This window comes from Acidovorax sp. Root267 (assembly GCF_001429215.1).
GTDB classification, from domain to species: Bacteria; Pseudomonadota; Gammaproteobacteria; order Burkholderiales; family Burkholderiaceae_C; genus Acidovorax; species Acidovorax radicis.
Genome location: NZ_LMJC01000003.1, coordinates 143958 through 162817 on the forward strand (window position 1 = coordinate 143958; position 18860 = coordinate 162817).

Annotated in this window: 17 protein-coding genes; 4 read left to right on the top strand and 13 right to left on the bottom strand. The window is 66.6% G+C overall.

Annotated features, from left to right (window positions below; genetic code table 11):
* Nucleotide 1 precedes the first annotated feature (1 nt).
* The 12 genes from xylB to ASE39_RS05830 form a co-directional block, all read right to left on the bottom strand.
* Nucleotides 2–1495 (bottom strand): xylulokinase, encoded by a 1494-nt coding sequence (gene xylB, locus ASE39_RS05775; protein WP_057270511.1) that lies wholly within the window; start codon nucleotides 1493–1495, stop codon nucleotides 2–4.
* A 147-nt stretch (nucleotides 1496–1642) separates the two neighbouring features.
* Nucleotides 1643–2578 (bottom strand): AraC family transcriptional regulator, encoded by a 936-nt coding sequence (locus tag ASE39_RS05780; RefSeq protein WP_057270512.1) that lies wholly within the window; start codon nucleotides 2576–2578, stop codon nucleotides 1643–1645.
* A 29-nt stretch (nucleotides 2579–2607) separates the two neighbouring features.
* Nucleotides 2608–3999: a D-arabinitol 4-dehydrogenase gene (gene dalD, locus ASE39_RS05785; RefSeq protein ID WP_057270513.1), complete on the bottom strand. Its 1392-nt coding sequence runs from the start codon at nucleotides 3997–3999 to the stop codon at nucleotides 2608–2610.
* Nucleotides 4000–4018: 19 nt separating this feature from the next.
* Nucleotides 4019–4753: an SDR family oxidoreductase gene (locus ASE39_RS05790; RefSeq protein ID WP_057270514.1), complete on the bottom strand. Its 735-nt coding sequence runs from the start codon at nucleotides 4751–4753 to the stop codon at nucleotides 4019–4021.
* A complete protein-coding gene (locus ASE39_RS05795; protein ID WP_057270515.1) occupies nucleotides 4750–5802 on the bottom strand; it encodes an ABC transporter ATP-binding protein in 1053 nt (350 codons plus the stop codon). Before ASE39_RS05795 ends, ASE39_RS05790 begins: the two co-directional genes overlap by 4 nt.
* A 49-nt stretch (nucleotides 5803–5851) precedes the next feature.
* Nucleotides 5852–6700, bottom strand: a complete 849-nt coding sequence (locus ASE39_RS05800; protein WP_056163515.1) for a carbohydrate ABC transporter permease — start codon at nucleotides 6698–6700, stop codon at nucleotides 5852–5854.
* 17 nt (nucleotides 6701–6717) lie between these two features.
* Nucleotides 6718–7581: a sugar ABC transporter permease gene (locus tag ASE39_RS05805; protein WP_057270516.1), complete on the bottom strand. Its 864-nt coding sequence runs from the start codon at nucleotides 7579–7581 to the stop codon at nucleotides 6718–6720.
* Nucleotides 7582–7849: 268 nt separating this feature from the next.
* On the bottom strand, nucleotides 7850–9184 hold the full coding sequence (locus tag ASE39_RS05810) for a sugar ABC transporter substrate-binding protein (RefSeq protein ID WP_057270517.1): 1335 nt from the start codon (nucleotides 9182–9184) through the stop codon (nucleotides 7850–7852).
* A 394-nt stretch (nucleotides 9185–9578) separates the two neighbouring features.
* The gene (locus tag ASE39_RS05815; protein ID WP_057270518.1) at nucleotides 9579–12062 is read right to left on the bottom strand and encodes a TonB-dependent receptor; all 2484 of its coding nucleotides are present in this window, start codon (nucleotides 12060–12062) and stop codon (nucleotides 9579–9581) included.
* 305 nt (nucleotides 12063–12367) lie between these two features.
* Complete coding sequence (locus ASE39_RS05820; RefSeq protein WP_057270519.1) at nucleotides 12368–13453, bottom strand: FecR domain-containing protein; 1086 nt, start codon at nucleotides 13451–13453, stop codon at nucleotides 12368–12370.
* Nucleotides 13450–13962, bottom strand: coding sequence for a sigma-70 family RNA polymerase sigma factor (locus ASE39_RS05825; RefSeq protein ID WP_056163498.1), 513 nt, complete (start codon nucleotides 13960–13962; stop codon nucleotides 13450–13452). Before ASE39_RS05825 ends, ASE39_RS05820 begins: the two co-directional genes overlap by 4 nt.
* 95 nt (nucleotides 13963–14057) lie before the next feature.
* On the bottom strand, nucleotides 14058–14603 hold the full coding sequence (locus ASE39_RS05830) for a hypothetical protein (protein ID WP_241776970.1): 546 nt from the start codon (nucleotides 14601–14603) through the stop codon (nucleotides 14058–14060).
* A gap of 97 nt (nucleotides 14604–14700) precedes the next feature.
* Here ASE39_RS05830 and ASE39_RS05835 point away from each other — a divergent pair, with 97 nt between their 5' ends.
* The 4 genes from ASE39_RS05835 (at nucleotide 14701) to xth (ending at nucleotide 17613) form a co-directional block, all read left to right on the top strand.
* The gene (locus ASE39_RS05835) at nucleotides 14701–15540 is read left to right on the top strand and encodes a thymidylate synthase (protein WP_057270520.1); all 840 of its coding nucleotides are present in this window, start codon (nucleotides 14701–14703) and stop codon (nucleotides 15538–15540) included.
* A gap of 103 nt (nucleotides 15541–15643) precedes the next feature.
* A complete protein-coding gene (locus ASE39_RS05840) occupies nucleotides 15644–16255 on the top strand; it encodes a DUF4337 domain-containing protein (protein ID WP_010457758.1) in 612 nt (203 codons plus the stop codon).
* Nucleotides 16256–16272: 17 nt separating this feature from the next.
* Entirely contained in the window at nucleotides 16273–16761 is a 489-nt protein-coding gene (locus tag ASE39_RS05845) for a dihydrofolate reductase (protein WP_057225667.1), read from the top strand.
* A gap of 75 nt (nucleotides 16762–16836) precedes the next feature.
* Nucleotides 16837–17613 carry an exodeoxyribonuclease III gene (xth, locus tag ASE39_RS05850; RefSeq protein WP_057270521.1) on the top strand — a complete coding sequence of 259 codons (777 nt, stop codon included), beginning with the start codon at nucleotides 16837–16839 and terminating at the stop codon, nucleotides 17611–17613.
* A 205-nt stretch (nucleotides 17614–17818) separates the two neighbouring features.
* On the opposite strand, the gene ASE39_RS05855 is transcribed toward xth, so the two are convergent.
* A complete protein-coding gene (locus ASE39_RS05855; protein ID WP_057270522.1) occupies nucleotides 17819–18757 on the bottom strand; it encodes a PA2169 family four-helix-bundle protein in 939 nt (312 codons plus the stop codon).
* Nucleotides 18758–18860: the final 103 nt, after the last annotated feature.

Genomic DNA, 18860 nt, shown 5'->3' on the forward strand with positions numbered 1-18860 from the left:
GTCAGAACTGCGATTGCAGTGCCGGGTATAGCGCGACAAAGCGGGCGTAGCGCTCGGCCAGCAGGGCTTGTTGTGCGGGCTGGGGGCTGAAAGTGGCGTCGGCGGGCAGGGGCTGACACCAGTGGGCTTCGTCGCCACCGCAGGCCATGGCAGCCAGGCGGGCGGCGCCCAGGGCAGCGGCGGCGTGTGCGCCCTGGGGGCGCTGCAGCGGGCAATCCAGCGCGCTGGCCAAGAGCTGCGCCCAGGGGTTGCTGCGGGCTCCGCCGCCGACCAGCGCCAGGGCGGCATCGCCATGCCCCGCAACAGCGACGACACTGCCCTGCCCCACCCCAGCGGTGCGCATGGCGTTGAGGCCATCCAGCAGGCCAAATCCCACGCCTTCCATCACGGCGTAGGCAAGGTCGGTGGCGTCGTGCTCGGCGCGCAGGCCCATGAAGACACCGGTCGCAGCCGCATTGTTGTGCGGCGTGCGCTCGCCGCTCAGGTAGGGCAAGAACAGCGGTGCCTGTGCCTGCCGGCTGGCGGGCATGGCGCCCACGGCGTCCGACAGTTGTGCCTCATCACCCCGTCCTATGAGCCGCGTGACCCAGCCAAACGCACTGGCTGCGCTGAGCATGACGGACATGTGGTGCCAGCGCTGCGGCAGCGCATGCGCAAAGGCGTGCACGGCGCGTTCGGTGGCAGGTGCAAAGGCATCCGTCACACGAAAGACCACACCCGAGGTCCCCAGCGACACAAAGCCCTGGCCCGTGGTGCGGGCGCCCACACCCACGGCGCTGGCGGCGTTGTCGCCCGCGCCTGCCGCCACCACCACCCCATCACCCAAGCCCCAGCGGCGCGCCACATCGCCGCGCAAGGTGCCGGTAGCCGCGCTGCCCTCGGCCAGCAGCGGCATGTGCGATGCATCGAGCCCCGAGGCCTGCAGCATCGCCGGGCTCCAGGCGCGGGCCTGCACATCCAGCCACAGCGTGCCGGATGCGTCGGACATGTCGCTCACCGCATCGCCGGTGAGCTGCAACCGCAGCCAGTCCTTGGGCAGCAGCACGGTGCGGATTTGTGCAAACACCTCTGGCTCGTGCGTGCGCAGCCACAGCAGCTTGGGCGCGGTGAAGCCGGGCATGGCGAGGTTGCCGGTGATCTGGCGCGAGGTGGGCACAGCCTGCTCCAGTGCGGCGCATTCCGCACTGGCGCGGCCGTCATTCCACAGGATGGCGGGGCGCAGCACGTTGGCCTGCGCACCCAGCACCACGGCGCCGTGCATGTGGCCCGACAGCCCCACACCACGCACCTGCGCCCACGCGGCAGGCGCCTGCGCGCGCAGCTGCGCCACGGCGGTTTCTACCGCGGCCAGCCAGTCTGCCGGGTGCTGCTCGCTCCAGGTGGGCTGGGGGCGGTATTGGGCCACGGCAGCGTCGGCAGTGGCGATCACCGTCTGCGTTTCGTCGAGCAGCAGGAGCTTGACACCCGAGGTGCCTAAATCGATTCCGAGGTACATGGATGATGGGCAAATGTCAGTGGATCAAAGTGAAAGCAATGCCCCTGCCGCTTGCAACGGGAGCGCTCCAGGCCAGGGACGCCCAGCCAGAGCCACCTCGCAGCAAGGGCGTCGCCCCCTTTTCAGGAGGCAGGCGCTGCAAGCGACTCAGGGGGACTTTCCATACCGACCCACACCCTGCTTGCGGTACTCGCTCGGCGTCATGCCCTTGATGTCCAGAAACCGGCGGTTGAAGTTGGCCATGTTGTTGAAGCCCACGTCGTACGCAATGTCGGTGATGTAGCGGTCCGTTTCCATCAGCAGCTGGCACGCACGGTTCACGCGCACTAGGTTCACGAAGTCGGTGAAGGTGTTGCCCGTGGCGCGGCGGAAGAAGCGCGAGAAGCGGCTTTCGGTCATGCCCAGCTCCTGCGCCAGGTCGGCCGCCGAGAGCGGGTCGGCGAGATGGTCGGTGATGCGGCTCACGATGGCGTTGATCTGGTCCAGTTGCGCATCGTTGTCCTCGCTTTGCAGCTGCGTGCTCGACAGCAGGCGAAAGTCGGTGCAGCGCGCCAGGTCGCTCATAAATTCGCAGAACGCGCCGAACCGGGCCAGCCCCTGGCGCGCCTTGATGCGGTGCCAGTGGTCTTGGGCCTGCGCTTCCATGCCAAAGAACTCCACGCCGTGGCGCGCGCGCTCCAGCAGAGGCAGCACCTCGCGCAGCTCGGGGATGGTTTCGCTGCTGGCCACCAGCGGCGCGTGCGAGAACTGGATCACCAGGTCGCGCAGCGGCACGCCCCCTTCGGGCAGGTCCATGCTGATCCAGTTGTGCGGCAGGCGCGGCCCGGTCAGCACCAGGTGGCCGGGCTGGAACTGACCGATCCAGTCCCCCACAAAGACCTTGCCAGAGGTGGCCGTGATCAGGTGCAGCTCGTACTCGTCGTGGTAATGCCAGCGCGCCAGCGGCGTGGGAAACCCGTGCGACAAACAACGGATGAAGCCCGCCGTCTCGGGCGACTCGTAGCCCAGCGCGGGCGAGCGCACATAGTCGTGCTCCAGCTCGGGCTTGGTCTGGCGCGGGGCGATGGGCATCTTCACGGTCATGGCGATAGTGGGCTCAAATTACACCAGCATCAGGCGCCTGTCCGCTCTGCCACAAAAGCCAACACGCGGGCATAGGCTTTGCGCAACGCGTCTACGAGTCGGGGGTGGCCGGCCATCTCGCCCCACAAGGTCGTGTCGGCCGCAAAGGCCGCCACGGGGTCAGCGGCATCGCAGATGGCATGGGCCACGGCGGGATCCATGGCCTGGTCCTGGTAGCTGTAGGGGATCTGCCCCGCGTGCCAGCGCTGCAGGTAGGCCAGGAACAGCGCGGGCAGCATGGCCACGCTGTCGAACGGTGCGCTCTGCGCCAGCTTGTCGCGGATGGTGGGCTCGATCATGCCGGGGATCTTGGAGAACGCGTCCATGGCCACGCGCTGGTTGGTGTCGGCAATGGCGGGGTTGCCGAAGCGGTCCAGCACCACGTCGCGGTAGGCCTGCAGGTCGATGGGGCATGGCAGCAACACGGGGATCGCATCGTCGGTGACGTAGTCGTAGGCCATCTGGCGGATGGCGGCATCGTGCGTGCCTTCGTGGATGTACTGGTAGCCCGCCAGCGTGCCGGCCCAGGCAATGCAGCTGTGGGTGGCGTTGAGCAGGCGGATCTTGGCCTCTTCGTGCGCCTGCACCGACTGCACCATCTCCACGCCCACGGTCTCCCAGTCGGGCCGGCCGGCGATGAAGTGGTCTTCGATGACCCACTGGATGAAGCTCTCGCCCATCAGCGCCGCCTTGTCGTCCCAGCCGGTGGCTGCGCGCACGCGCTCGGCCACGTCGGGCGTGGGACGCGGGGTGATGCGGTCGACCATGGCATTGGGGCTGCTGGTGTGCTGCACCACCCAGGCCTTGAGCTCTGCGTCGCCCAGCGCGTCGATGAACTGCAGCAGGCCACTGCGCGAGCGGTCGCCGTTGTGGCGCAGGTTGTCGCAGTTCATCAGCGTGACGGGGCCAGCGCCCGAGCGCATGCGCGCGCGCAGGATGCTGACGAGACCACCGTAGATGGTGTGGCCTGCCTGGCCGGCTTTGACGGCCGCGAGATCGGCACGCAGGTCGGCAAACGTGGGCCAGTCGAGCTGGTTCTGGGCATCGAGGTAGTAGCCCGCCTCGGTCACCGTGAAGCTGATGATGCGCGTGGCAGGGTCGGCGCCAGCAGCGATCAGCGGGGCCAGGTCGTTCTGGTAGGGGATCACGCGCTGTATGGATTCGATGACGGTGTAGCTGCGCTCGCCCTGGGGCGTGACGGTCTCGAGCGTATAGCGGCCGCCCTGCGCCTGCAGGGCCGCGATGGTGTCGGCCATGTCGGGGCGCAGGTTGCCGCCCGTGATGGCCCAGCCCGTGTCACCTTGCTGGCGCAGCTGGTGGACGTAGACGGCCTGGTGGGCACGGTGGAAGGAGCCCAGGCCCAGATGCAGGATGAAATTCATGGTGCGTGAAAACAGGGTTCTAGAGATCAAAATTCGTGGGCATCATCACGACGTCGCGGATGGTCATGCCGCGCGGGCGGGTGAGCATGAAGAGCACCACGTCGGCCACTTCGGAGGCCTCGATGAGGCTGCCGCTCGCCTTGGCCTCGGCGAGCTTTTCCGCAGGCCAGTCGGCCAGCAGCGAGGTGATGACGGGCCCGGGCGAGATGGAGCCCACGCGGATGCCGTGCTTGAACACCTGGCGGCGCACGGTCTGCACGAAGCAGTTGACGGCCCACTTGGACGACGCGTAGACGGGCTCCCACGGCGTGGGGAAATGCGCGGCCAGCGAGCTGGTGACGATGATGTCGCCCCGGCCGCGCTCGATCATGTGGGGCAGCACGTTGTGCACGTTCTTCATCACCACGTTGACGTTCAGGTTCAGCATGCGGTCGATGGCATCGGGGTCGGCATCCACCAGGTCGCCACCCACATACAGCCCGGCGTTGGCGTGGAAGATGTCGAGCTGCCCCGCGAGCGCCAGCGTGCGCTGCAGCAGGCTGGCACACTGCTGGGCATCGAGCAGGTCCAGCACCAGCGGCAAGGCACTGGGGCCAATGGCGGCACAGGCCTTGGTCAGCGCGGCTTCGTCGCGGTCGACCAGCACCACGCGCGCGCCGGCATCGGCCATGGCCTTGGCGCTGGCGAACCCGATGCCCGACGCAGCGCCGGTGACCGCTGCCACCTGCCCTTGCAGGGTCTGCGCGGCACTCATGCTGCGTGGCCCGCCACAACGCGGCCGGCGGTGTCAAACCAGTGCGCGTGCGATGCATCGATGTCCAGGCTGACCGCATCGCCCGCGCGCAGGCCCGTGCGGTCGTTCTGGCGCGAGACGAACTGCGCGCCGCCGGGCGTGCTGACGTAGATCAGCGTCTCGGCGCCCAGCGCTTCGATCAGGTCCACCTGGCCGCCCACGGGCGTGGCGCCGTTGTTGCGCACGGTGATGTTCTCGGGGCGCAGGCCGATGGCGCCCACGGCGGCACCGTCGCGGGCCGTTGGCGCCTGCTGCTGCACGGGCTGCGGCAGCTTGTCCACAGGCACCACGTTCATCTGCGGCGTGCCGATGAACTGGGCCACGAACTGGTTGGCCGGCTTGTCGTACAGCTCCAGCGGCGTACCCACCTGCTCGATCACGCCGTCGCGCAGCACCACCACGCGGTCGGCCAGCGTCATGGCTTCGACCTGGTCGTGCGTCACGTAGATGGTGGTGGCGCCCAGGTCGCGGTGCAGCTTGGCGATCTCCACGCGCGTCTGGCCGCGCAGCGCTGCGTCGAGGTTGGACAGCGGCTCGTCGAACAAAAACACCTTGGGCGCGCGCACGATGGCACGGCCGATGGCCACGCGCTGGCGCTGGCCGCCCGACAGCTCCTTGGGCGTGCGCTGCAGGTAGCTGGTGAGGTTGAGGATGCGCGCGGCGTTCTGCACCTTTTCGTCGATCACCTGCTTGTCGACCTTGGCGAGCTTGAGCGCGAAGCTCATGTTCTCGTACACGCTCATGTGCGGGTACAGCGCGTAGCTCTGGAACACCATGGCCAGGTCGCGCTTGCTCGACGGCTGGTCGGTGATGTCGCGTCCGTCCAGCATGAGCGAGCCGCCGTCGATGGCTTCGAGCCCCGCTATCAGCCGCAGCAGCGTGGATTTGCCGCAGCCCGACGGGCCGACGAAGACGATGAACTCGCCCTGCTGGATGGTGAGGTCGATGCCTTTGATGGCGCGGTGCTCGCCGAAGAATTTTTCGATGCCGCGCAGTTGAAGGTAGGCCATGGAATCAGGTTCCTGAAATCTTGATTGCGTTAGATAGGAAAGCAGCGCGTTACTTCACGGCACCGAAAGTCAGCCCCTGAACGAGCTGCTTCTGGCTGAACCAGCCGAACACCACGATGGGCGCAATGGCCATCAGCGACGCGGCGGACAGCTTGGCCCAGAACAGGCCTTCGGGGCTGGAGTAGGAAGCGATCAGCGTGGCCAGCGTGCCGGCCTTGGCGGCGCTGAGGTTCAGGCTCCAGAAGGCCTCGTTCCAGGACAGCACCAGGCACAGGAGGCCGGTGGATGCAAGGCCCCCCATGCCCAGCGGCAGCAGCACCAGGCGCACCTCCTGCCACAGCGTGGCGCCGTCCATGCGCGCGGCCTCCAGGATCTCGTGCGGGATGTCCTTGAAGTGCGAGTACAGCATCCAGACCATGATGGGCAGGTTGGACAGCGCGAACACGATGATGAGCGCGAGCTGCGTGTCGAGCAGGTGGCTCTTTTGCGCCAGCACGTAGATGGGCACCAGCGCGCCCACGGCGGGCATCATCTTGGTCGACAGCATCCACATGAGGATGTCCTTGGTGTACTTGCCCTTGAAGAAGGCCATGGCATACGCCGCGGGCGCAGCCAGCATCAGCCCCACCAGGGTGGACAGCACGCTGGTGATGACCGAGTTCTTGGCGTACAGCAGGTAGTCGCTGCGCTCTTGCACTTCATGGAAGTTCTCGAGCGTGGGCGTGAAGACGAACAGCGGCGGCACCGCGATGGCCTGCAGCTCGGTCTTGAAGGCGGTGAGGAACAGCCACCCCAGCGGAAAGAACAGCAGCAGCGCCACGCCCCAGGCGGCAGCGGTGCGCAGGGCCAGCAGGCCCAGCGGAAAGTTGGAACGGCGTCGTGTGGTGGTTGCAGTCATGTGCGTTGCCTCTTGTCTTATTTGTCGAGGTTCTTGCCGACCATGCGGATCAAAAACACTGCCGCGATATTGGCCAGCACGACTGCGAACAGCGCGCCCGCCGAGGCCACGCCCGCGTCGAAGTTGAGCAGCGCCTGCTTGAAGATCAGGAAGGTGACGTTGGTGCTCGCATCGCCCGGCCCGCCGGCCGTGGTCGTGTAGATCTCGGCAAAGATGCTGAGCAAGAAGATGAGTTCGATCATGACCACCACGGCCACCGAGCGGCCCAGGTGCGGCACGTACAGGTAGCGCAGTTGCTGCAGGTAGTTGGCGCCGTCCATGCGCGAGGCTTCCAGCTGCTCGTGGTTCATGCTCTGCAGCGCGGTCATGAAGATCAGCGTGGCGAACGGCAGCCACTGCCACGACACCATGACGATGACCGAGAACAGCGGGTGGTCGGTGAGCCAGTCCACCGGCGCTGCGCCAAAGAAGATCCACACCTGCGCGAGCACGCCGTAGATGGGGTTCATCATCATGTTCTTCCACATCAGCGCATTCACCGTGGGCATGACGAAGAACGGCGAGATCAGCAGCACCCGCACGATGCCCCGGCCCGGAAAAGGCTCGTTGATGAGCAGCGCGATCGCCACGCCGAAGAACACCGTGATGAGGATCACGCTGCCCAGCAGCAAGATGGTGTTGACCACTGCCGCGCCGAACGATGGGTCGGTGACGAAGTACTCGAAATTCTCCAGCCCCGCAAAGCCCGTCTGGTCGGGCTGCATGAGGTTGTAGCGGATGAGCGAGAAGTAGATCGTCATCACCAGCGGCACGATCATCCACAGGAAGAGCGTGGCCATGGCTGGCGTGAGCAGCAGACGGGGAAGCAGGCGGCGGTTCATGGAGAGTCCGTCAAAGCGGCAAAAAGATAGCGTGGCGTGGCGTGGGCGAGGGACTGCGAGGTTCACACCGTCCCAATCACTCACAACCGTTCGGGCTGAGCCTGTCGAAGCCAGGGCACTCTGCGAACAGCCCTTCGACAGGCTCAGGGCGAACGGTGATAACGGCCAGGGCGAATCGACGCCGTGAATGCCGGTTGAATGCCGGTTGAATGCCGATGGAATGCTGATTCAGAGACAGGTCGGGCCGCAAAGCGACCCGACTGGCCCCTTACTTGTAATACCCAGCCTTCTTCATCTCACGGTCAGCCGACACCTGAGATGCCTTCAGCGCCGCATCCACCGTCGTCTTGCCGGCCAGCGCCGCGCTCATCTGCTGGCCCACTGCGATGCCGATGGCCTGGAACTCCGGAATCGCCGCGAACTGCACGCCCACGTACGGGCTCTTGGGCAGGGTCGAATCGGTCGGGTTGGCCGAGTCGATGGCGACCTTCTCGGCGGCGGCAAAGCGGGCGGCCTTCTGGAACTCAGGCGATGCGTAGGTGCTCTTGCGCGTGCCGGTGGGTACGTTGGCCCAGCCGTTGGTCTTGGCGACCAGCTGGATGTAGTCCTTGCTGGTGGACCAGGTGATGAACTTCTGCGCGGCGTCGACCTTTTTCGAGCCGGCCGGGATGGCCAGGTTCCACGACCACAGCCAGTTGGCACCCTTGGGCGTGTTCATGGTGGGGGCCTGGGCAAAGGCCATCTGGTCGGCCACCTTGGACTGCTTGGGGTCGCTCACGAACGATGCCGCGATGGTCGCATCCACCCACATGCCGCACTTGCCGGAGTTGGTCAGCGCCAGGATTTCGTTGAAGCTGTTGGCCGACGAGCCGGGTGGGCCGTAGTTCTTGAGCAGGTCGACGTAGAAGGTGATCGCGTCCTTCCAGGGCTTGGACTCGAGCTGCGGCTTCCACTGCATGTCGAACCACTGGCCGCCGAAGGTGTTCACCAGCGTGGTCAAGAACGCCATGTTGTCGCCCCAGCCCGGCTTGCCGCGCAGGCAGATGCCGTACACGCCGTTCTTGGGGTCGTGCATCTTGGCGGCCAGGTCCTTGATCTGCGGCCAGGTGGGACGCTCGGGCACCTGCACACCCGCCTTGTCGGCAAGGTCCTTGCGGTACATGAGCATCGAGCTTTCGCCGTAGAACGGCGCGGCGAACAGCTTGCCGTCGATGGACAGACCGTTGCGCACGGCGGGCAGCAGGTCGTCCACGTCATAGGCGGCGTCGGTCTTGAGCTCCTGCAACCAGCCCTTCTTGCCCCAGATGGGCGCCTCGTACATGCCGATGGTCATCACGTCGAACTGGCCGCCCTTGGTGGCGATGTCGGTGGTGACGCGCTGGCGCAGCACGCCTTCTTCGAGGGTGACCCACTTGAGTTTGATGTCGGGGTTGGCCTGCTCGAAGTTCTTGCTGAGCTTTTGCATCTCGATCATGTGGCCGTTGTTCACGGTGGCGATCACGAGCTCGGTCTGCGCACTGGCGGCGCCGCACAGCGACGTCAAAGCCAGCGCAACGGCGACGGCCAGGCGCTGGGGCATGGCGACAGGGGTGGAATGTGGCATCGGAAAAGTCTCCTCGGTCGTTGGTATGGGAATCTGCCTTTCAACACCGGCGCAAGGCATGCAGGCATTGACGGACTGAACGATACCGATGCTGCGATGCTCGATTGGTACTCCAGACGCCTCCACAAATACTAATTTGCACCAGATACTCAGGATTTATACCTAGATGTGTCAACAGGGTATCTAACCGAGTGCGGAAAGGCGGATATCGCATTGCAGCGTTGGCAGAGCGAATGCCCCGGATTACTATCAAATCAATAGCTGCCAGCGCTTACCTATCAAGCGGTAGAGGCCAATTTAATCCACATTTTCTGCACCATGGCCCACCGGAGGTGACGCCAGTACCCCCTACCCCCTCCATTTGCCCGCCCGCCCACGGCAGCACTGCTCCGCGTCAGAAATCCACCGTGGCAGAGAGAGTCACTGTGCGAGGACTTCCCACATACAGCCAGTTGCCGGAGCCGCTGGACCAGTAGTTGCGGTTGAACAGGTTGTCCACGCCCGCGCGCAGCACCAGCGGCCGGCCCCACGCCTGGGTCTTGTAGCGGGCACCGATGTCCCAGCGCGTCCAGCCCGGGATGCGCCGAAGGTTGGCGGCGTCCACATGCTGCCCGCTGCTGGCGATCATGCGGGCCGACAGCGTCAGCCCCGGAACGGCAGCCACGTCGTGGTCGCTGCCCAGGTTGAGCTGCCAGCGCGACACATTGGGCGCGGCGTTGCCGTCGTAGGTGCTGCCTTCGGTTCGGGTCAGCCGGGCATCGTTGAAGGTCACGCCGCCCAGCAGGCGCGTGCCCCGGGCCACCTCGCCAAAGACATTGAGCTCGACCCCGCGGTTGCGCTGCTCTGCACCGACCTGGTAGGTGAATGTGCCATCGCCGTTGGACGCCACCAGCCCGCTCGGCTTTTGGATGTGGAACAGGCTCGCCGTGGTGCTGAAGCGGCCCCAGTCGGCCTTCACGCCCACCTCCCGCTGTTTCGTCCGGACCGGCGGAAACACCTGCCCGGCATTGGTGGTGCCCAGCGGTGCGGAATCGCCCTGGACCAGCCCTTCGATGTAATTGCCGTAGAGCGACACGTGCGGCTGTAGCTTGAACACCGCCGCCAGCGCCGGCGTCACCGCGTGCTCGTCGTACGCGGTGCTGCCGGCCCCGGTGGCGGTGTCATATTTGACGACCTTCACGCGCTGGTAGCGGGCACCCAGGGTGACGGACAGGCGGTCTTGCCACAGCGAGACGGTGTCGGACAGCGCCACGGACGGCAACTGCAAGGAATCGGTCTGGGGCGGCCGCGATGAGAAACCGTCGATGGACGGACGCGCGGTGGCCGCGGGCGCATACATGTTCGTGGCGAAGCTGTCGAAGCCGTAGTACTGCGCCGTGAAGCCGCTGTCCTTCTTCAGGTACGACGCATGCAGGTGGATGCGGTGCGTAAGCTCGCCGGCACGCACCGTGCCCTGCAGGCCGCCTTGCAGGGTGCGGTAGTTCGTCCAGTTGGGCCAAAAGTACGTGGTGGCCTGCGCATCGCCCTGCACGCTGGTCACGAACACGTCGGTGGCGAGGTAGCGGGACCGCGTGTGGCTGCCACCCGCGGCTGCAGAGAGCGTCCAGTCCGGGGTGAGGTCGTACTCTGCCTTGGCCAGGAGGTAGTTGCTGCGCGACCTGGCGAACTCCCAGTCCTGCGCGATGCGATGGCTGGCCCGGGGCGGCCTGGGGATGGCAATGGCGTCGTCGATGCCAAAGCCCGCGGCGCCTTGTGGCGCTTCGTTGTTCATCGTCTGGTGGCCGGCATCCACCGAGGCCCGCAGCTGGCTGCCCCGGTAGTCCACGGCCAGCGCCGCAGCGCCCAGCTCTACGGACTGGCCCTGGGTGGCGGTCTTCCCGTCGCGGTAGACGCCGTTGAAGCGCACACCCCACTGGTGGTCGTCGCCGAACCGGCGGCCCACGTCCAGGTGGCCGCCCAGGTTGCCTTTGGACAGGTAAGTGGTGGTCAGGCGGGTCAGCGGCACGTCGCCCGCACGCTTGGGCACCAGGTTGATGGCGCCGCCCACCGCGCCGCCCGCCCCGGGGGCCATGCCGTTGAGCAACGCGTTGGGGCCCTTGAGCACCTCGACGCGCTCGGCCGCTTCGACCGCCACGGCACGGTTGGTGGCGATGCCGCCGATGCCGTCGAACAGCACGGAGTCCTGCACCGAGAAACCTCGGATCAGAAAGATGTCGCCGCCCGCAGCAGCGTTGGTCAGGCTGTAGGACACCGTGCGCACGGACGGGTCGTTGGCCAGCACATCGGCCACGGTGATCGCCTGCTGGTCCTGCATGAGTTCGGCCGTGTAGCTGGTGATGTGAAACGGCGTGTCCATCAGGCTCTGGTGGCCCAGCAGGCCGACCCGGCTGCCCGTGGCAACCTGGCCGCCGGCATAGGCGGGCGGCAAATCGCCGGGCGCTGCCTCGGCGCTGGCCGTCACGGTGACGGCGCCCAGGGTGGCGGCATCGCTGAGCCGGGGTGCCTGCGCTGCAGGGCGCGATGCCTCGCGCAGCGTGAAGACGCCGCCCGTGGTCTGCCGCAGCTCCAGCCCCGAACCTGCCAGCGCGCGGCGCAGTGCCTCAGGTGCATCGAAGCGGCCCCGCACGGGCGCCGCGTTGCGGCCTTCCACCAACTGCGCATCGGCGGTGAGCGCCAAGCCTGCATCGCGCGCGATGCGGTTGAGGGCTGCTCCCAGTGGCCCGGCGGGCAGGTCGTAGTCGCGCACGGCCGCAGCGCTGGCCGGGGCCGCAGGGGCCTGCACCGTGGCTGGCTGTGCGGCTGCGGCAGAGGCCCCCAACGCGAGCAGCAGCGCAGTAGCACAGGGGTTCAGCGGAAAGGGGAAAACAGCAGAGGGCATGGGTCAGGCTCCGAAACGGTCACATCAGAAAAGAGGGCAACCGTGCCGATGCACGGTCTCTGTCTGATTGCCGAACGGGTGCCGAAAAGTGAGAGGGGGCCGGGGCCATTTATTTTTTGGGCCGGCATCGTTGGTGGGTGGGATGCCAGCTGGCAGGGGCGATCTGGGTTGATCTGCTTCGGCTGGTGGATCTGGGTTGAACGGAATGGAACCGTCGATCAGCCGCACCAAGTCACTCATCTTTTGATAGCTGCCAGCGCTTTCCCATCAAGCGGTAGCGGCCGATTTTCTTCACATTTTCATCCTCAGGGCGCAGCACGCGGCTTGAGCGTGACCCACCAGCGCGTGGTCCAGACCACCTCCACCGGCACGGCCGCGGTCAGCGCCAACAGGGCCTGGTCGGTGTCCGCCAGGGGCAGCGTGCCCGTCACGCGCAACCGGGCTACACGGGGGTCGACACCCAGGTGGCCGACCCGGTGCCGCGCCAGCATGGCCACCACCTCGCCCAAGGGTTGGTTGTCCACGACCAGCATGCCGTCCTTCCAGGCATCGGCATCGGGTGGGGCCACCCACGGGTCCACCCGCCCGCCCTCCAGCCGTGCGCCCTGCCCGGCTGACACGATGCGCTCGGCAGCGCACGGCTCGGACGCTGCCGCCGCACAGGTCGCCGGGCGGGCCGCGACGGCCGACTGGGTGACGGCGACCTCGGTGCCGAGCGTGCCACCGTCCTGCCCCGTGTCGCTTGTTGCCGCGTGCTGCAGCGGCCAGCGGCGCACGACAAAACGGGTGCCCAGCGCGCGCAGGCTGCCGTCTTCTGTCAGCACCACCAACGGGCGCTGCTCGGCAGGATCGGCATGGCTGGTTTCCACCGCGATCTCGCCTGCGCGCAGATGGATCGCGCGCTGGTCTTGGCTGAACACGACATCCACAGCGCTGCGGGTGTTCAGGTGCAGCACGGTCTGGTCGGGCAGCACGATGGTGCGGCGCTCGCCGGTGGCGGTGCGGTGGTCGGCCAGCAGTTGGCCCACGGGCTGGTAGCGGTCCAGCACCAGTACGCCGCAGGCTACCGCCAACGCCAGGCCCAGCACGGCGCCCGCCACACGGGCAGGACGACGCTGGCGCGATGGCAGCAGCAACGCTGCGCGGGCTCCGGGACCTGCGGCGGCGCGTGCCAGGTGCTGGTCGATGTCGCCCAGCTGGCGCCAGGCGCGGGCATGGTCGGGGTGTGCGGCCAGCCAGTCGGTCAGGGCTTCGGCATCGGTCGGCGAGGTATCGCCCTCGCCCTGGCGCAGTTGCCAGCCGATGGCGGCCTCCAGCACGGCATGCGGCACGGGGTGGTCGTCGCCTGCCCCACCAGGTGGGCCGCCCGTGGTCCAACCCGCACTGCTCACGCCGCGCCGCCAAAACGCAGGTGGTAGGCGTGGCGCATCGCGTTGGCCAGGTACTGTCGTACGCGGGGCACCGACACTTGCAGCTGCTCGGCAATCTCTGCATGCGTGAGCCCATCGAGCCGGTTCATCAGCCACGCTGCACGCGTCTTCGGCGTCAGGCCCTGCAGCAATGCATCGACCGCGTGAAGCATCTGCACGGCGGCCAGGCGCTCTTCAGGGGATGGCTGCAGCACCTCGGGCTGCAGGGCCAGATCTGCCAGGTAGGCGCGCTCCAGTTCACCCCGGCGCCAGAAGTCCACAAGCAGCCCGCGTGCCACCGTGGTCAGGTAGGCGCGCGGCTCGCGCATCGCGTCGGGGGCGATGGCGGTGGGCCGTGCGAGCAGGCGCACGAAGGTGTCCTGCGCCAGATCGGCCGCATCGTCGGCACAACCGAGCCGCCGGCGCAGCCAGGACTGCAGCCACCCGTGGTGGTGGCTGTAGAGCGCGTGCAGGGGATGAGCGGCAGGCATGGCGTGGCGGCCTTTTTGAGAATGATTCTTGATTATAGAAACACATTCCCGCCCAGGCTGTAGGCGCTCTGCCACCCGGCAGACGGGTGGTGCGCTCAGCGGCGCGCGTTTTCCATCATCGTGGCGACGTCAGCGGGCAGGGTTTTGGGGGTGCCGCGGTCCTGCACATCCCACTCTTCGCCACCGGTCAGCAGCCACACGCGCACAGCGTCCGCTGCGGGGTGGATCACCACGGCTGCCGCCTCGGTACCGCCCTCGTGCAGACGGTTGCCTGTGATGTAGAGCAGCGCGCCCTCTTGCCGCAAGGGGCTGCTGACGCCCATGTTGTCGAGCAGCACGGGGTAGTTGGTGGGCCCGAGCAGGCCGCGCAGCCGGTCTGCCAAGGGGCCGGTGCGCAGGTAGTCGCCACCGTCCGCCGGCTGACGGCCAACCTGTGCCTGCAGGCCAGCCCAGGGGTTGACAGCCTTGGCAGCTGTGGCCGGCGCTGCGGGGCTGGCCCAGGAGCCCGCTGGGGTGCGCGCGGCGGGCACGGTGGGTGCAGTGCCCCCGCAACCCGGCAGCAGGACCGCCAACGGCACAGCAGCCAGCACAGCGCGGCACAGGAAAGCTGAAGGAACCAGGCGCATGATCGTGGGTTTCATTCTGAAGCGGCAGCAGGGCAAAAGGTTTGCGAGCTTATCCTGTCCGCCGCCGACGGGCGGCACGCCCTAAAATCGCGTCTTTCGCCTTCCAACCGCCATGACCGAACACGCCCGCCCCGTCCGCTCGCAATACGAAGACTTCATGCGCCACGTGTTCACCCACGGTGTGCACAAGTCGGACCGCACGGGCACGGGCACCCGCAGCGTGTTCGGCCACCAGATGCGGTTTGACCTGAAAGAAGGCTTTCCGCTGGTCACGACCAAGAAGGTGCACCTGCGGTCCATCATTCAGGAGCTGCTGTGGTTCCTCACGGGGTCGAGCAACAACAACTGGCTGAAAGAACGCGGCGTCACCATCTGGGACGAATGGGCGCGCGAGGATGGCGATCTGGGCCCGGTGTACGGCGTGCAGTGGCGCAGCTGGCCCACGCCGGACGGCGGGCACATCGACCAGATCAGCGACGTGATCAATACGCTCAAAACGAATCCCGACTCGCGCCGCATCATCGTGAGCGCCTGGAACGTGGCCGAGCTGAACAAGATGGCGCTGATGCCTTGCCACGCGTTCTTCCAGTTCTACGTGGCGCCAGCGCAGGAGCCCGGCGGGCGCGGCACGCTGTCCTGCCAGCTGTACCAGCGCAGTGCGGACATCTTTTTGGGCGTGCCGTTCAACATTGCCAGCTACGCCCTGCTCACCCACATGGTGGCGCAGCAGTGCGACCTGGATGTGGGCGACTTCATCTGGACCGGTGGCGACTGCCACATCTACAGCAACCACCACGAGCAGGTGCAGATGCAGCTGGCGCGCACGCCCTACCCCTACCCGGTCTTGAACATCCAACGCAAGCCCGACAGCATCTTTGACTACGAGTACGAAGACTTTGAAGTGCTGGACTACCAGTGCCACCCCGCCATCAAGGCCCCTGTGGCCGTTTGATCAGCCGACATCCCTCTTTGGTACCCCACACCTCTTGAGCCCCAGGGGCAGGCGCAACAGCGCCTTGCCCGCATCCACCCACCACCACCACGAGCTTTTATCCATGTCTTCCGGCGGATTTCACGTACACGGCCCCCACGACCACGCAGTGGAGCATGCCACCCACGGCCACGGCGACCACACATCGGACCATGGCGCTGAAGGCGGCAACGGCTCGTCCATGAACAAGATCGCCATGTTCACCGCCATCGTGGCGACAGTGGGCGCGATCTTTTCGTACATGGGCGGCGCCACGCAGGCCAACGCCGGGCTGCTCAAGAACGACGCGGCCATCAAGAAGACCGAGGCCTCCAACCAGTGGAATTACTTCCAGTCCAAGAGCACCAAGCAGTCCCTGGCCGAACTGGCCCGCGACCTGGCGCCCGATGACCGCAAGGCCGGTTACCAGACCAAGGTGGAGCGCTACGAAACCGAGAAAAACGAGATCAAGGTCGTGGCCGAAAAACTCGAAGCCGACGCCCACGAATTCGACCGCAAGAGCGAGGCGCAAATGCACCAGCACCACCGCTGGGCACAGGCCACCACGGCGCTGCAGGTGGCCATTGCACTGGCCGCCATCGCGCTGCTGACCCGGAAAAAGTGGCTGGAATACGGCATGTACGGCGTGGCCGCCGTGGGCCTGGGCGTGGGCGCCCTCGCCGCCTTGCACATCTGAAGCCAGGAGGCCCCACCATGCCCGTGCACCTCATCTACGCCCGCGCTGCCAACGGCGTCATTGGCAAGGACAACCGTCTGCCCTGGCACATCCCCGAAGACATGGCGCATTTCAAGCAGCTCACCCAGGGCTGCCCGGTGGTGATGGGCCGCAAGACCTGGGACTCGCTGCCCCCGCGCTTTCGCCCCCTGCCCGGCCGCACCAACATCGTGGTCACGCGCCAGGCCGACTGGCAGGCCGACGGCGCCGTGCGCGCTGCCAGCCTGCAAGACGCGCTGCAGCAGGCCACGGCTGGCCAGACTGTGTGGGTGATCGGCGGCGCTCAGATCTACGCAGAGGCCCTGCCCCTGGCCGACTGCCTGGAAGTGACCGAGATCGACCAGGACTTCGACGGAGATGCCCACGCGCCCACGCTGGGCGCGGAATGGGCAGAATCTGCACGCAGTCGCCACGTCAGCACCAACGGGCTGCCGTTCAGCTTTGTGACCTATGTGCGTGCGGGTTGATGCTGCATTTGGCTCAAGTAGCTCATTAATTAATAGCAATTAGCGCTTACCTATCAAGCGCTGGAGGCCAAAAACATGCAAATCTCGACCTGGAACGTCAACTCCCTCACCGTCCGGCTGCCCCAGGTGCTGGCCTGGCTCGCGGCCAACCCGGTCGATGCACTGTGCCTGCAGGAGCTCAAGCTCACCGACGACAAGTTTCCGCACGACGCGTTCAAGGAAGCGGGCTACGACACCGTGACCTTTGGCCAGAAGACCTACAACGGCGTCGCCATCCTGAGCCGCCACCCGATGCGCGACGTGGTGCGCAACATCCCCGGGCACACAGATGAGCAGGCCCGCGTCATCGCAGCCACGCTGGACACCCCGGACGGCGCGCTGCGCCTGGTGAACTGCTACTTCGTGAACGGCCAGGCCCCGGGCACGGAGAAGTTTGCCTACAAGATGCTATGGCTTGCAGCCCTGCACCGCTGGCTGCGCGAAGAGCTGCTGGCCCACCCGCGTCTGGCGCTGCTGGGCGACTTCAACGTGGCGCCCGAAGACCGCGATTCGTTCGACCCCGTGGGCCTCAAGGACACAATCCACCACACGGTGGAAGAGCGCCAGCACTTCCAGGACCTGATTGGCCTGGGCCTGACAGACACCTTCCGCATGTTCGAGCAGCCTGAGAAAAGCTACTCGTGGTGGGACTACCGCATGCTCGGGTTTCAGAAGAACCGGGGGCTGCGCATTGACCACATCCTGGTGAGCGATGCGCTGCGCGCCAGCGTGACCGCCTGCACGGTGGACCGCGCCCCACGCAAGAACCCGCAACCCAGCGACCACGCGCCCGTGGTGCTCACCACGGCGTAACGGCCCCTGGCGACGCAACCCGCGCGGCAACCAGCTGGAAGCCCGGCCTACACAAAAGGCTGCAAGGAAAATCCTTGCAGCCCTTTGTTTTTGGGGAATCGTCGCGCAAGAAAGCTGCGCCCAGAAATCCCTATGGCCTGTGACCTACGACTTGCGACGCGCCGCGAGCCCCTGAACGGAACCCCAGCGCGCAAGCCGTGCGAGATCAGCTGTTGGCGAAAGTGTCGCGCAGCCCACGTACTTCATCGTGGTTGCGCTGCGCGCCCTGGGATTGGCGCTCTACCAGGGCCCGCACATCCAGCGGCAGGGTGGCCTTCAGGGCCTTGCGGTAGCGGGCCACGGCAGCGTCCTCGCCGCGTTCGCATTCCTGCAGCACGGCCTTGTCGTCGTGCACAGACAGGGCGGACTTCACCGACACCCAGCCCCGGTGCAGCGCGCCCGCCACGGTGCCACCCGACGCGGGTTCTCCACCCAGGCGGCGGACCTCGTGCTCCAGTTCCACGGCGGCAGCCGCACATTCACGCGCATGGCGCTGGAATACGCCCTTGAGTTGCGCAGAGTCTGCGTGCTCGGCGCAGGCGGTGAAGCCGTATTCGCCATCGCGGGACGACTCCAGCAGATCGTTGAGCACATCGACCACGTCTTCGTTGTCCACGATATCCATGGGGCGGTCGTCGTTCAGGCTGGAGCGTGATACCCGTTCCCAGGCAGCGCGGGCTGCAGGGCGGGCATCCGTCCAGGCCAGGCCATCCGAATGGCGCGCACGCCAGTCATCGGCAAGGCGGGGTTCCACGGCCTCGAAGTCGCCTTCGTAGCGGCTCACCGAAGACCAGCCCAGCTCGTAGGCGGGGCGGTATTGTTCATAGGTGCGGCCACCCACGTAGTAGGGCTCGCGGTGGAAACTTTCGCGCCAGTAGGCATCTTCCTCGGTGGGGTTGACCGCCTCGGCGGCAGCCTTGCCCGCCAAGCCCCCGGCGACAGCACCAGCCACGCCGCCAATGGCTGCGCCGACCGGGCCGCCGAAGGCACCCGCAGCGGCACCCGCCGCCGCGCCACCCAGGGCAGCACCCACCCCGGTGCCGACGGGATGGGAACCCGGTTCGTTGGTCAAAGGGTCACGGTTGGCATCGTTGAAATCCGACATAGAAGCTCTCCGGTTGGTTGACAGTGCCTTCATTGTTGAAGTCACTTCCGGAGGGCCGGGTCGGCCCATGGAGGGCCTGCTTGTAGGACATCGGGAGGTCGGC

What these genes read in the sequence shown, in the direction of transcription:
- ASE39_RS05815 (WP_057270518.1), bottom strand. Translation starts at nt 12,062, where the DNA reads ATGCCCTCTGCTGTTTTCCCCTTTCCGCTGAACCCCTGTGCTACTGCG.
- dalD (WP_057270513.1), bottom strand. Translation starts at nt 3,999, where the DNA reads ATGAATTTCATCCTGCATCTGGGCCTGGGCTCCTTCCACCGTGCCCAC.
- ASE39_RS05805 (WP_057270516.1), bottom strand. Translation starts at nt 7,581, where the DNA reads ATGAACCGCCGCCTGCTTCCCCGTCTGCTGCTCACGCCAGCCATGGCC.
- ASE39_RS05840 (WP_010457758.1), top strand. Translation starts at nt 15,644, where the DNA reads ATGTCTTCCGGCGGATTTCACGTACACGGCCCCCACGACCACGCAGTG.
- ASE39_RS05830 (WP_241776970.1), bottom strand. Translation starts at nt 14,603, where the DNA reads ATGAAACCCACGATCATGCGCCTGGTTCCTTCAGCTTTCCTGTGCCGC.
- xylB (WP_057270511.1), bottom strand. Translation starts at nt 1,495, where the DNA reads ATGTACCTCGGAATCGATTTAGGCACCTCGGGTGTCAAGCTCCTGCTG.
- ASE39_RS05800 (WP_056163515.1), bottom strand. Translation starts at nt 6,700, where the DNA reads ATGACTGCAACCACCACACGACGCCGTTCCAACTTTCCGCTGGGCCTG.
- ASE39_RS05825 (WP_056163498.1), bottom strand. Translation starts at nt 13,962, where the DNA reads ATGCCTGCCGCTCATCCCCTGCACGCGCTCTACAGCCACCACCACGGG.
- ASE39_RS05795 (WP_057270515.1), bottom strand. Translation starts at nt 5,802, where the DNA reads ATGGCCTACCTTCAACTGCGCGGCATCGAAAAATTCTTCGGCGAGCAC.
- ASE39_RS05835 (WP_057270520.1), top strand. Translation starts at nt 14,701, where the DNA reads ATGACCGAACACGCCCGCCCCGTCCGCTCGCAATACGAAGACTTCATG.
- ASE39_RS05790 (WP_057270514.1), bottom strand. Translation starts at nt 4,753, where the DNA reads ATGAGTGCCGCGCAGACCCTGCAAGGGCAGGTGGCAGCGGTCACCGGC.
- xth (WP_057270521.1), top strand. Translation starts at nt 16,837, where the DNA reads ATGCAAATCTCGACCTGGAACGTCAACTCCCTCACCGTCCGGCTGCCC.
- ASE39_RS05845 (WP_057225667.1), top strand. Translation starts at nt 16,273, where the DNA reads ATGCCCGTGCACCTCATCTACGCCCGCGCTGCCAACGGCGTCATTGGC.
- ASE39_RS05855 (WP_057270522.1), bottom strand. Translation starts at nt 18,757, where the DNA reads ATGTCGGATTTCAACGATGCCAACCGTGACCCTTTGACCAACGAACCG.
- ASE39_RS05780 (WP_057270512.1), bottom strand. Translation starts at nt 2,578, where the DNA reads ATGACCGTGAAGATGCCCATCGCCCCGCGCCAGACCAAGCCCGAGCTG.
- ASE39_RS05810 (WP_057270517.1), bottom strand. Translation starts at nt 9,184, where the DNA reads ATGCCACATTCCACCCCTGTCGCCATGCCCCAGCGCCTGGCCGTCGCC.